At 69.8% G+C, this 12,187-nt stretch carries 8 protein-coding genes; 5 read left to right on the plus strand and 3 right to left on the minus strand.

Annotated features, from left to right (window positions below; all coding sequences use genetic code 11):
* The first annotated feature begins 16 nt into the window (after positions 1-16).
* From E7T09_RS07500 to E7T09_RS07520, 5 genes are all read left to right on the plus strand, one after another.
* Positions 17-1,615, plus strand: coding sequence for an ABC transporter substrate-binding protein (locus tag E7T09_RS07500; RefSeq protein ID WP_136388576.1), 1,599 nt, complete (start codon positions 17-19; stop codon positions 1,613-1,615).
* The gene (locus tag E7T09_RS07505) at positions 1,612-2,568 is read left to right on the plus strand and encodes an acetamidase/formamidase family protein (protein WP_136388577.1); all 957 of its coding nucleotides are present in this window, start codon (positions 1,612-1,614) and stop codon (positions 2,566-2,568) included. The genes E7T09_RS07500 and E7T09_RS07505 overlap by 4 nt, the downstream gene beginning before the upstream one ends.
* A 75-nt stretch (positions 2,569-2,643) precedes the next feature.
* Positions 2,644-5,415: a bifunctional diguanylate cyclase/phosphodiesterase gene (locus E7T09_RS07510; protein WP_136388578.1), complete on the plus strand. Its 2,772-nt coding sequence runs from the start codon at positions 2,644-2,646 to the stop codon at positions 5,413-5,415.
* A gap of 315 nt (positions 5,416-5,730) precedes the next feature.
* The gene (locus tag E7T09_RS07515) at positions 5,731-8,367 is read left to right on the plus strand and encodes a C1 family peptidase (protein ID WP_136388579.1); all 2,637 of its coding nucleotides are present in this window, start codon (positions 5,731-5,733) and stop codon (positions 8,365-8,367) included.
* 83 nt (positions 8,368-8,450) lie between these two features.
* Positions 8,451-9,131, plus strand: coding sequence for a hypothetical protein (locus E7T09_RS07520; protein WP_136388580.1), 681 nt, complete (start codon positions 8,451-8,453; stop codon positions 9,129-9,131).
* A gap of 87 nt (positions 9,132-9,218) precedes the next feature.
* Here E7T09_RS07520 and dgoD read toward each other — a convergent pair whose 3' ends face one another.
* From dgoD to E7T09_RS07535, 3 genes are all read right to left on the minus strand, one after another.
* Positions 9,219-10,367, minus strand: coding sequence for a galactonate dehydratase (gene dgoD, locus E7T09_RS07525; protein ID WP_136388581.1), 1,149 nt, complete (start codon positions 10,365-10,367; stop codon positions 9,219-9,221).
* Positions 10,364-10,999, minus strand: a complete 636-nt coding sequence (locus E7T09_RS07530) for a bifunctional 4-hydroxy-2-oxoglutarate aldolase/2-dehydro-3-deoxy-phosphogluconate aldolase (RefSeq protein ID WP_136388582.1) — start codon at positions 10,997-10,999, stop codon at positions 10,364-10,366. Before E7T09_RS07530 ends, dgoD begins: the two co-directional genes overlap by 4 nt.
* Before the next feature lie 88 nt (positions 11,000-11,087).
* Positions 11,088-12,038, minus strand: a complete 951-nt coding sequence (locus E7T09_RS07535; RefSeq protein WP_136388583.1) for a sugar kinase — start codon at positions 12,036-12,038, stop codon at positions 11,088-11,090.
* Positions 12,039-12,187 lie beyond the last annotated feature (149 nt).

A 12,187-nucleotide genomic window follows, 5' to 3' on the forward strand; every position in this document is an offset into this window, starting at 1 on the left:
TTCGCTGGAGGTTCGTATGAAACTGACCGCTGCTTTCCTGAGCACCACCCTCGTGTTGGGTCTCGCGCACGCGCAGCAGCGCGGCGGGGAGATGACCGTGTCGTACAAGGACGACGTGACGACCCTCGATCCGGCCATCGGCTACGACTGGCAGAACTGGCCGATGGAGAAGATGGTCTTCGACGGCCTGCTCGATTACACCCCGGGCACGACCACGCTGGTGCCGCGGCTCGCGGCGAAGCTGCCGGACGTGTCGGCCGACGGGAGGTCGTACACCTTCACCCTCAGAAGCGGCGTGAAGTTCCACAACGGCCGGGGGCTCACTGCCAGCGACGTGAAGTACACCCTGGAACGCGTGATCGACCCGAAGACCAAGAGCCCCGGCCAGAGCTTCTTCCTGGGCATTGCGGGCGCGCAGGCCTTTGCCGACGGCAAGGCGAAGGAGGTCACCGGGATCAAGGTGCTCAGCCCCACCCGCGTGCGGATCACGCTGAGCGCGCCGAACGCCGCGTTCCTGAACATCATGGCCATGAACTTCGCGTTCATCGTGCCGAGGGAAGCCGTGGCCGCCGCGAAGGGCGATTTCGGGCACAAGCCGGTCGGCACCGGGCCGTTCACCATGACCGCGTGGGTGAGCGGGCAGTCGCTGACCTTCAAGCGCAATCCCGCGTACTTCCTGCCCGCCCTGCCGTACCTCGACGGCGTGACGGTGAAGGTCGGCACCGACCCCTCGGTCGCGTACCTGGGGCTCCAGCGCGGCGAGGTCGACCTGCTGGGCGACGGCATTCCGCCCGCCCAGTTCCTCCAGGCGAAGAACGATCCGCAGCTCAAGGACAACATCATCTCCAAGACGCAGGTGAACACATCGTACCTGAGCATCAACACGCAGATGAATGAACTGAAGGACGTGCGGGTGCGGCAGGCGATCAACCACGCGGTCGACAAGACGAAGATCATCCGCATCATCAACGGGCGCGGCGAGGTGGCCCGTGGCGTGCTGCCGCCCCTGATGCCGGGGTACGACAAAACCGCGAAGGGCTACGACTACAGCCCGGACAAGGCCAAGGCGCTGCTCAAGGCCGCGGGGCTGGCCAGCGGTTTCAGCACGACCCTGTACACGAACTCCACCGATCCGAACCCGCGCATCGCGCAGAGCATCCAGCAGGACCTCGCGCAGGTGGGCATCAAGGTGGAGATCAAGAGCCAGGCGCAGGGCACCGTGATCGAGGCGGCAGGCAGCAGGAACACCGCGCCACTGGTGTGGTCAGGCGGCATGGCGTGGACGCAGGACTTCCCGGATCCCAGCGACTTCTACGGCCCGATCCTGTCCTGTGGCAGCGCCGTGCCCGGTGGCTGGAACTGGTCGTGGTACTGCGACAAGGCGCTGGACGCCCAGGCGGCGAAGGCGGACGCCATGACCAGGCCCGCCCAGCGGGCGGCGCGGCTGAAGATGTATAGCGCCATCTTCAAGACGCTGAACGACCAGGCCGTGTGGGTGCCCATCTTCCACGAGGTGCGCTACATGATGCACTCGGATCGCCTGCAGGGCACGGAGGCCGAGTTCGTCGATCCGATCCACCTGATCGGCTACGAGCGGTTGTGGGTGAAGAAATGACAGAGAAGGCCCCGGTGAAGTGCACCATCCATGACCACCACATCGGCTGGGACCACGACCTCCCGCCCGCCGTGACGGTCACGCCGGGCGAGACGGTCGCCTTCGAGGTGCTGGATGCCAGCGGCGGACAGCTCGGGCCGGGCGCCACGCTGGACGACCTGAAGGCGCTGGATTTCGGGAAGGTGAATCCCGTGACCGGCCCCGTGTACGTGGAGGGCGCCGAGCCGGGCGACGCGCTGATCGTGGAGATCCTGGAGTTCGTGCCGTCGGGGGTGGGCTGGACGGCAAACATTCCCGGGTTCGGTCTGCTGGCCGACGAGTTCCCGGATCCCTACCTGAAGCTGTGGACGTACACGGCGGACAGGGCGGAGTTCCTGCCGGGCATCCAGATTCCGGTCCGGCCGTTCACGGGTACCATCGGCAATGCGCTGGCTGAGGCGGGCCAGCACTCGGTGGTGCCGCCGCGCCGGGTGGGCGGGAACATGGACATCCGCGACCTGACGGCCGGCACGCGCCTGCTGCTGCCGGTGGAAGTCCCCGGCGCGCTGTTCAGCGTGGGCGACACGCACGCCGCACAGGGCGACGGTGAGGTCTGCGGCACGGCCATCGAGTCGGCCATGCAGGTCACGCTGCGATTCGGGCTCCAGAAGGCCGCGCACTTCAGCGCGCCGCGCTTCCGGACGGCCGGGCCGGTCACGCGGCACATCGACGCCCTGGGCTACGACGTGACCACCGGCGTGGGGCCGGACCTGTATGCGGCCTCGCGGGACGCCGTGCGGGCCATGATCGACCACCTGGGGCGCGAATACGGCCTGGGGCCGGAGGACGCCTACCTGCTGTGCTCGGTGGCTGCGGACCTGCGCATCAGCGAGATCGTGGACGCCCCGAACTGGCTGGTCAGCCTGTACCTGCCCCGGCAGGTCTTCGGGCCGTCCGGTTCCCGGCCTTCATGATGTCTTCATAGAAGGGGGCCGGAAGAGGGGGAGGCAATAAGGGAGTAAGAGTGCTCCACCTATCGTGAGAGCACCGTGACTCCCGCCTTCCCAGCCGCCGCGGCCACCCTGACCAGCATGGGGGTCGTGCTGCTGGCGGCGCTCGTGCTCGGCGTGCCGGCCTTCGACCGGATCGCGCAGCGCGGACGGGGGCGGCGGCAGGCGCTCGCCGCCGGGACGATCCTGGCCGGCGGGGTGTGGGGCGTCCAGATGGCCCTGCTCAGTCGGCGGGGCGTGAACCTGCCCGGCATTCACCTCGCCCTGAGCGGGCTGGCGGCCGTGGCCCTGTGCTGTGGTCTGTTCCTGTGGTACCGGCATTACGCCGCGAACCGGCCCGCCCTGACCTCGACGGGCATGCTGATCGCGGTGGTGCTGTCGCTGGCCGCCGGCGTGGCCCAGGTTCCCGGCGTGAGTGTCACGTGGGCCGCCGTGGCGGCGCTGCTGGCCGCGAGCGTGGTGGGCTGGAGTGCGTCGTGGCTCGCCGGACGGGCCAGCCGCGCCAGACCATGGCCCCCGGCCCGGCCGCTGGCACTGATCGCCATGGGGAATGGCCTGCTGATCGGTGGCGTGCAACACACCATGCTGCGGTTCCTGCCAGACAGCGCGGCGGCACCCCTCGCGCCCCTCTCACCCATCGGGCTGGCGACCGCCGCCATCATCCTGGTCGTCGTCGCCGCCGCGCTGTACAGCGACGTCCAGCTGCGCCGCAGCCACACGCTCGACCGGCTGGCGCAGGAACGCACGGCAGATCTGGCGCGGGAACGTGACCTGCACGTGGCCCTGCTGGAGAGCCTCAACGATCAGGTCATCGTGTGCGACGCCGACGGACAACTGGTGGGCCACAACGACGGCGCCACCCGCCTGCACGGCCGCACCCCGCTCGCGACCCTCGCCCCCGACTGGGCGCGCGAATATGGCCTGTACACCCCGGACTTCGCCCGGCACCTCGACCTGCTGGACGTTCCTCTGTACCGCGCCCTGTCCGGGGAGGCCGTCCGGGACGCGGTGATCGGCGTGGAGACCGGGGGCGTGCGGCGCGTGATGACCTGCAACGCCAATCCCATCCGCGACGCTCAGGGGCAGCGCATCGGCGCGGTCGTCGCCATGAACGACGTCACGGAGCGCGAGCAGGCCCGCGCGGAGCTGCGCCGCACAGCCGCCCGTCACGCCGAGATCATCAACACGCTCGATGAGGGGCTGCTGCTGCTGGATCTGAATGGGGCCATCCTGACGGTCAACGCCCGCACGCTGGATCTCCTGCACTGGACCGGCCCCCCGCCGGGTTCGCTCGACGAGTTGACGGGCACGGTCAGCTCGCGCAGCGCCCAGGGCTTCGCGCTCGGGGTGCGCGCGGAGTCTTTCATGCAGATCATGCAGGGTGCCACCACCGTCACGGAGACCATCACGGAGATCACCCGCCGCGACAGCAGCGTCGTGTGGCTGCGCAGCCGCGCCCAGGGTCTGTTCCAGGATGGGCAGCTGACCGGCATCCTGTATGTGCTGGCCGACGTGACCGACCGTCAGGAACTGCGGGAAGAACTGCACCGGCTGTCCCGCTTCGAGGCGCTGACGAACCTGCCCAACCGCCTGCACTTCCAGCATCTGGCCGCCCACTCTCCGGCCACGCCAGAGCGCACTGTGGTCACCGCGCAGTGCGTGAACATCACGGAACTCCGGCGGCTGGGCCGCGCGCAGCTCGCGGACGCCCTGGCCGTGAGGTTCTCGCGGGAACTCATGGCCGCCTACCCGGACGCGCTGCAGTTCGGGCAGCTCGACGAACAGACCTTCGTCGCCCTCCTGCCGCACGGCTCCGATGAGCTGCCGGGACGCCTGCTGCACCCGGTGGGCGTGCTGGGTGAGGAGGTCTTCCCGAAGGTCAAGGCCGGAGCGCGCGCGTGGCCCGACGACACGCCGGTCGAAACCGTTCTCCAGGAGGCCGAGACGGCCCTGCAGGCCGCCCAGGAAGGCAAGCTCGCGCCGTATGAGGTCACCTACCTGATCGAGCAGCGCCGAACCCTGCGCACCGAGGCCCGCCTGCGCCACGCCCTGAAGTACCTGCCGTTCACGGTGCAGTACCAGCCGATCGTGAACCTGAACACGGGCGGCATCGTGAAGGCCGAGGCCCTGGTGCGCTGGATCGACGAGGAACTGGGGGTCGTGCCGCCGGATCAGTTCATTCCGATCGCCGAGCGGCTCGGTCAGGTGCACCGCATCACGGATTTCGTCATCGAGGCGGCGCTGGTCGAGGCGCGCCGCGCGAGCGGCCTGCTGGGGCGCCCCGTGCGCATCGCCGTGAACCTCTCCCCCACCGAGTTGAACGCCCCGGATTTCATGGACCGCGTCTACACGCTGCTGTCCGTCCACCCGGACGCGCCGGAGCTGCTGGCCTTCGAGGTGACCGAGGGGGCCGTCCTGAAGAACCTCACGGCCGCCGTCGCGACGCTCACGACCCTGCGGCAGCTGGGCTTCGGACTCGCCCTGGACGATTTCGGCACCGGCTACTCGGCGCTGGGCATGCTCCAGCACCTGCCGATCCATCACCTCAAGCTCGACCGGACGTTCGTGTGGGGCATCGAGGGCAGCGACCGTCAGCAGATCCTGACGCACAGCGTCGTGGAACTGGCCCGCCGGCTGAATATCGACGTGGTCGCCGAGGGCATCGAGACCAGCATGCACGACCTGATGCTGCGCGAGATGCACTGCGCCTTCGGACAGGGCTACCTGTACAGCCGGCCGACCGCCCAGCCCGACTGGCAGGCGCTGGACGGCCACATCGGCCGCCTTGGCAGCGTCGGCCTGGCCGGATAGGGCGGTTGAGCCGGGCGCCGATCTACTCGGATCGGCGCAACGGCGCCGTCGGCTGACCCGCCCGTTACCCCCCGGCCAGCACAATCGGGGAGGAAGGAGGGAGCCGGGCGCCCGAGCAGCGCCTGAATGAGGACGCTGGTGGTGAGATCCGGGGGGATCACGCGCCACGCCGCAGCAGCAGGTTGACCACACGAGCCGGATAGCACGAGTCCACCGCCGGATCGCGCCGCCGAAGCGGCGCTCCGCCCTCGCCTGTGCCGGCAGGAGGGCGTGACGTGAGGCGGGCGGGATCACCAGGGATTTCTGGAGTGAACCATGAATGTGATCAGACGAACAGGCCTGCTGGCGCTGCTGGTGGCCCTCACTGCGTGTTCGGGACCGTCGTCCACGACGCCGCCGGATCCCACGCTCTACACCGAACCGAACGCCTGGACGGGCAGCATGCCGGACGGGGCCGAGCAGCTCAGCCCGCAGGAGTTCCAGGCCCGCGTGGCCTCCGGGGACCTGACCGTGGTCTCGACGGCCAGTCTGGCGGCGCAGGCGAAGGCGCGGCAGGATCAGTTCGACCAGGATCGCTCGTTCCTGCAGGGCCTCTCCAGCAAGAGTCCGTATGAGACGGCGCTCCTCACTGCGGCCAGCGGAGTGCAGGACGCGGGAGGAGACCAGCAGGCCACCCTGCCGGGCGGGCAGACGGTCACGCTCAATGGGATCGCCACGCAGCTGCGCGACGCGGCCGACGCCGAACGCCTCGCGGCCAGCTCGGCCAACGCCCTGAGGGACTACGCCGTGTCGTACAGTCTGATGCCCGCCGCCTTGCAGGCCAGGGCGGCGAGTCCGTCCAGCCTGCAGGGCCAGCCGGCGTCGCAGGTGCGGGCCGCGCTGGGCCACCTGAATGGCCTGCTCGGCAGCGTGCCGAACCTGGGCCGCGTGCGGCTGGATCCGGCGGGCCGCCTGAGCCCCCAGGGCACGCTCAATGCTGGGAATGGCAGCGACAACAACGGGCCGTGCAGCTCGCCGGGCGGCATCGGAGCGAGCTTCTGGTATCCCCTGAAGAACTTCCTCTCGCCCATCAAGGACCAGGGGTCACGGGGCACGTGCTGGGCGTTTGCCGCCGTGGCCGCGCTGGACAGCCGCGAGGCCGTGCAGAACGGCTCGGCGACCAACCTGTCTGAGCAGTTCCTGGTCAACAAGGTCAAACAGGACTGGGACAAGGACAACTACGTGGACGGGTACTGGTCGGAGAACGCCCTGAACCTCGCCACGGACAAGGGGCAGGCGCTGCTGGGCGAGGGCGGCTGGACGTACAACCGTTCGCCCAACCGCCCGGAGTACAAGGCCGGAGACAGCGACTCGTATGCCCACTCCTGCGACAACTACACCGGCACGTGCTCGGATTCCTCGCACCAGAGCCGCGAGAGCTGCACGTCCGTGGTCTTCACGTTCTGCGCGTACAACGGTGTGCGCTTCGACGGCCCCGGGGTGCATGCCAACCACACGGTGCAGGCCTGGAAGAGCGGCGACACCTTCGACCTCAACCGCTACGTGGCCCTGATGGCCGACGGCCACGCGCTGCTGGCCAGCTTCACGGTGTACCGGGGCTTCATGGACGACGCGGCGAGCGGCCAGGGCTACGTCACGAACTTCAGCGCCACCAAGCTGGAGGGCGGCAAGGACGTCAAGGGCTCGTACGGCGGGCACGCCGTGCTGATCGTCGGGTACATCGACAACACCTCGATCAGCGCCAATCCGCTGCTGGGGGGCGTTCCACTGGCGCCGGGAGGCGGCGGGTACTTCATCGTGAAGAACTCCTGGGGCTGCAACGTCGCGGACGCCGGGTACTGGTACGTGCCGGTGGAGTACGTCAAGCAGTACTTCAACCGCCTGAGCTACCTGGACTTCGACGCGAGGCGCTCGGACGCCTGGACGCGCGAGCAGGCCACGCCGGGCGGCGCGGCGAACATCGCGATCACCACCAACCCGGCCCGCGCCGACCTGCGCGTGCAGACCGACGTGTCGCAGTGGTTCAAGGTCTCGCAGGCGGTGGGCGCGGCCATCAGCCTGACCGTCACCACGGACCGCGGTGAACCTATTTACTCCGGCCCGTGGAACAGCGGTCCCTTCGGCCAGAACCTGTACTACACCTTCACGTCGGCCGGAAGCCGCACCATGACCCTCGTGGCGCACACCGGCGCGACCGACACGCGCGCCACGCTGGTCGTGAACGTCGTGAACACGCCGCCCACCCTGACCCTGCAGGCGGCGGGCAGTCCGCACCAGGGTGAGCCGTACCCGATCGCCGCGCTGATCAAGGACATCAACGAACCCGACAGCACGGTCGTATGCGCGAATACCACGTGGGCGGTCGACGCTCCGGATACGCTCAGCGGCGCGACCGGGTGCAATCAGAAGGTCACCTTCGGCACGACCGGCAGCCGGCAGGTTCGCGTGACCACGACGGACCGTGACGGTGCGGGCGCCTCGCAGACCCTGACCCTGACGGTGCTGCCGCCGTCCGAGAATCCCTACCCCCGCGTCCTGAGCGCCGGCGTGTACGCGCATGATTTCCACAGCAGCGGCGCGATCCGTGGCTGCTATGACACCGCCGTCTCCAATGGAACGACCATCATCCTGGCCCAGACCGGCTGCACCTTCGGCATCGGCGCGCCGCCCCAGCGGTACTCGGCGCAGGTGCAGGTAGAGAATCCCCAGAACGAGGCCCTGACCTACGACTGGACGCTGTACATCACAGACGAACGGGGCGAATCGGTGCTGTACCGCACGCTGGCCTCCGGAAGCTCGACCTTCCCGCTGCACAACTATGCGAACGCCGTCGAGGTCACGCAGCCGTGCCGGATCACGGTGCGGGTGAACGCCCCGGATCCGGCCCGCAGCAAAGGGCCGACGACGGTGTGGACTGGACAGTGCACCTACGATGCGGTGCAGATCAACTGATCTGTAGCGTCCGGGGCGGCGCGGCCAGTGGACCGCCCGCCCCGGTCATTCGATTCCACCTGCGGTACGCCCAAGGAGACCCCATGTCCATCCGATCCATCGCCGGCCTGACCCTCGCCGCCCTCTGCACGCTGGCCCTGGCAGCCGGCACCCAGTACGCCGTCATCGTGGGCGGGCAGGTCGCGCCGGATCAGGCGATCGTCGTGAACGGCAAGACGTACGTCCCCCTGTCGGCCCTGAAGCTGCTCGGAGTGGCGTCCAGTCTCAAGGGCACCACCCTGACGCTGGGCACCCAGGCGGCGGCCACGCCAGGCGGAGCGAACCAGCGCGCGTCGCTGGAGGGCTGCATCGGCGACACCCTGTTCAACGGCGTGTGGCGCCTGACCGTGAAATCCGTGCAGCCCATCACGCGGTACAACGGCCAGCAGAAGGGGTACAGCCTGAACCTGGAGTGGAAGAACGGCACCGCGAAGACCATCGACGCCCTGAACACGGGCGTCAAGACGCTGACCCTGGTGCTCGCGGACGGCAGCACGCTCACCTCCGAGGAGTACCAGAACGTGACGCTCAAGTCCCTGCCCCAGGCGGCGGGCACCACCCTGACCCTGCCGTTCTACGCCGATTCGGCCACCTCGGCGAAGGGGCTGGCGGCGGCGTCGAAGTTCCTGGTCGAGATCAACGCGGCCGGTGCGGCGCCCTCGGGCGTGGCGTACACGTCGCCCACCCCGAGCTTCCGGGTGAAACTCGACTGCACCAAGAGCTGATCCGGGAGCCCCTCCTGCTGACTGTGCTGTCGAGTCGGGTCAGCCTGGCGGCGAGCGACCGGGCGGCCCACGGGCCACGCCAAGCTGTCACCATTCGGCGACGCTGCCGTCGGCGTGCCGCCACAGCGGGTTGCGCCAGCGGTGGCCCACGCTGGCCTGCTCGCGGACGTGCGGCTCGTTCACCTCGATGCCCAGCCCCACCCCCTGCGGAATGGCCACGGAGCCGCCTTCGTAGGCGAACACACCCTTGTCGGTCACGTAATCCAGCAGGTCGCTGCCCTGGTTGTAGTGGATGCCGAGGCTCTGTTCCTGGATGGCGGCGTTGTGCGCCACCGCGTCAATCTGTAAGCACGCGGCCAGCGCGATCGGCCCGAGTGGGCAGTGCGGCGCGAGGGCCACGTCGTACGCCTCGGCCATGGCGGCGATCTTGCGGACTTCCGTGATGCCTCCCGCATGCGACAGGTCCGGTTGCAGGATGTCCGCGAGCCCCTCGTGCAGCACGGTCTTGAACTCCCAGCGGGAATAGAGGCGTTCGCCCAGCGCGATGGGCGTCGTGGTGACGCGCCGCACCTCGCGCAGCGCCTCGACGTTCTCGCTGAGCACCGGTTCCTCGATGAACAGCAGGCGCATGGCGTCGAGCTCGCGGGCCAGGACGCGGGCCATGGGCAGATGCACCCGCCCATGGAAGTCCACAGCGATCCCGAAATCCGGGCCGGTCGCGTCGCGTACGGCCTGCACTCGGGCCAGCACGGCGTCGAGCTTGGACGGCACGTCGAGGTAGCTCAGTTCCTCGGTGGCATTCATCTTGATGGCCGTGAAGCCGGCCCCGTGCGCGGCGCGGGCGGCCTGCGCCACGTCGTCCGGGCGGTCGCCGCCGATCCACGAGTACACGCGCATGCGGTCGCGCACGGGGCCGCCCAGCAACTGGTGCACCGGCGCGCCGAGCACGCGACCCTTGATGTCCCACAGCGCCTGGTCGATCCCGGCAATGGCGCTCATGAACACCGCGCCACCCCGGTAGAAGCCGCCCCGGTGCATGACCTGCCACAGGTCCTCGATGCGCGCCGGATCCTGTCCGACGAGCAGATCCGCGAGTTCCTGTACGGCGGCCTGCACGGTGTGCGCACGGCCTTCCACGACGGGTTCGCCCCAGCCGCTCACGCCTTCATCTGTCTCGATCTTCAGGAACAGCCAGCGGGGCGGCACGACGAACGTTTCCAGGCGCGTGATCTTCATAGGCTGTCTCCCAGGCCGGCGGCGGCGACCAGGGCAGCCGCGCCGGAGTGCAGTGACGCCCAGTCCGGGGCGCTCCAGTCGGTGTGGGTCAGGGCCCCGCCGATGCCCGCGCCGAGCGCGCCAGCCGCCAGGTAGGCACCGAGGTTTCCGGCGGTCACGCCCCCCACGGCCAGCAGCGGCGCGTCCGGGTACGGGCCGCGCAGCTGCTGGAAGTAGTCCGGGCCGAACAGCCCGGCCGGAAACACCTTCACGGCGGCGCTGCCCAGCGCGAGTGCCTGCACGATTTCAGTGGGTGTGAGCGCGCCCATCAGCAGGCCCAGCCCATTCTCGTTGGCGACGTGCGCGACGTCCGGTACCAGATGCGGCGTGACCAGAAAGCTGGCGCCAGCCGCCTGCGCCTGGGCCGCCAGTGCTGGCGTGAGGATCGTCCCCGCGCCCAGCATCAGATCCGGGTGGGCGGCATGCACGGCCTTCAGGGCGTCCAGTCCAAGCGCGTCCGAGAGGGCCACCTCGAAGAGTGCGATGCCCGCCGCCCGCAGGGTCTCGATCAGGCGGGGAGCGTGGAGGGCCGGCACGCCGCGCAGGATGGCGAGCAGACGGTGGCGGCGCAGCAGGGTGGGAAGGTCAGGCATGGGGGTCTCCTTGGGTCGCCCGGGGGGTGGCTGGGCCGACCGAGTCATGGGCCACGGTCGAAGGGGTGACCCGGCCTCCAGCATGGGTTCAGCGGCGCGGTTCACCCTGTTCACCGCCCACCAGCACCGCCTGCACGTCGGCCTCACTGGCGCGGAACCGGTCCCCCGGCAGGGTGGTCTTCAGCGCGGCACACGCGGACGCGTAGCGCAGGGCGTCGGCGGGCGCGGCGCCCTTCAGCCAGGCGTGCAGGAACCCCCCGGCGAAGGTGTCCCCCCGTCCGACGCGGCCCGGCCCGGTCGCCTGGAAGGCGGGCTGCGTGACCACCTCGCCGCCGTTCAGGTGCGCCTCGCTGCCCTGAGCGCCGCGCGTGACCACGATGAGCGCGTGCGGATTCAAGTCGCGCAGGCCGGCCACGCCGCCCAGCAAGGGTGCGTCTCGCGCGGCCGTGAAGATCACGTCGGCCCGGGCAGCGGCCGGGCCGTAGGTCGCGGGGGCAGCGGCGTCGGCGAGCAGCAGGCGGCGGTGGTTCACGTCAAAGGACACGAGGGTGCCCTGGGCGCGGGCGTGGTCGATGAGCGCCAGGGCCAGGTCTCGCGGTCCATCGCCGAGTGCCAGACTGATGCCGCTCACGTGAAGCGCCGCGCGGCCCTCCAGCCAGCGGGGATCCAGGTGAGCGGCGCTGAGGGCCTGGAATGCCGTGCCGCTGCGGTCGTACGCGGCGCGGCTGGGGCGGGGGGCGTGATGATCCTCGAGGTACAGCGTGCCCAGGCGGCCCGGCAGGCTCAGGCTGTCGTCCGTCACGCCGAGCGACGCGATCCAGGTTCTCGCCCAGTCTCCCAGCGGCCCCGGAGGCAGCGCCCCCACCCACGCGGCGGGACGGCCCAGCGCCCGCACGGCCGTGGCCACGTTCAGTTCCGCCCCGGCGCAGTCGGCATTCAGGGAGGTCATGTCCTCCAGCCGATGGGTGGGCGGCAGCGTGAACTTGAGCAGGGCTTCTCCAAAGCCGAGCACCGAACCGTCGGTGGGCCGTGGGATCATCCGCCGTGTCCAGCGCGGGTCAGGAGGAAGCCGCCGGGCAGCAGCGGGGCGGGGTGGCCGGCAACGGGTGGATCCACGCCGGCCATCATTTCACGCGGCCGCAGCCGGGCGTGGGCGCCAGGATGGAGTCGAGGCGGGCCGGAGGCGAT

Source organism: Deinococcus sp. KSM4-11, assembly GCF_004801415.1.
In the GTDB taxonomy this organism is placed as follows: Bacteria; Deinococcota; Deinococci; order Deinococcales; family Deinococcaceae; genus Deinococcus.

Coding starts and splice junctions, on each gene's coding strand:
- E7T09_RS07505 (WP_136388577.1), top strand. CDS start 1,612: ATGACAGAGAAGGCCCCGGTGAAGTGCACCATCCATGACCACCACATC.
- E7T09_RS07530 (WP_136388582.1), bottom strand. CDS start 10,999: ATGCCTGACCTTCCCACCCTGCTGCGCCGCCACCGTCTGCTCGCCATC.
- E7T09_RS07535 (WP_136388583.1), bottom strand. CDS start 12,038: ATGATCCCACGGCCCACCGACGGTTCGGTGCTCGGCTTTGGAGAAGCC.
- E7T09_RS07500 (WP_136388576.1), top strand. CDS start 17: ATGAAACTGACCGCTGCTTTCCTGAGCACCACCCTCGTGTTGGGTCTC.
- dgoD (WP_136388581.1), bottom strand. CDS start 10,367: ATGAAGATCACGCGCCTGGAAACGTTCGTCGTGCCGCCCCGCTGGCTG.
- E7T09_RS07515 (WP_136388579.1), top strand. CDS start 5,731: ATGAATGTGATCAGACGAACAGGCCTGCTGGCGCTGCTGGTGGCCCTC.
- E7T09_RS07520 (WP_136388580.1), top strand. CDS start 8,451: ATGTCCATCCGATCCATCGCCGGCCTGACCCTCGCCGCCCTCTGCACG.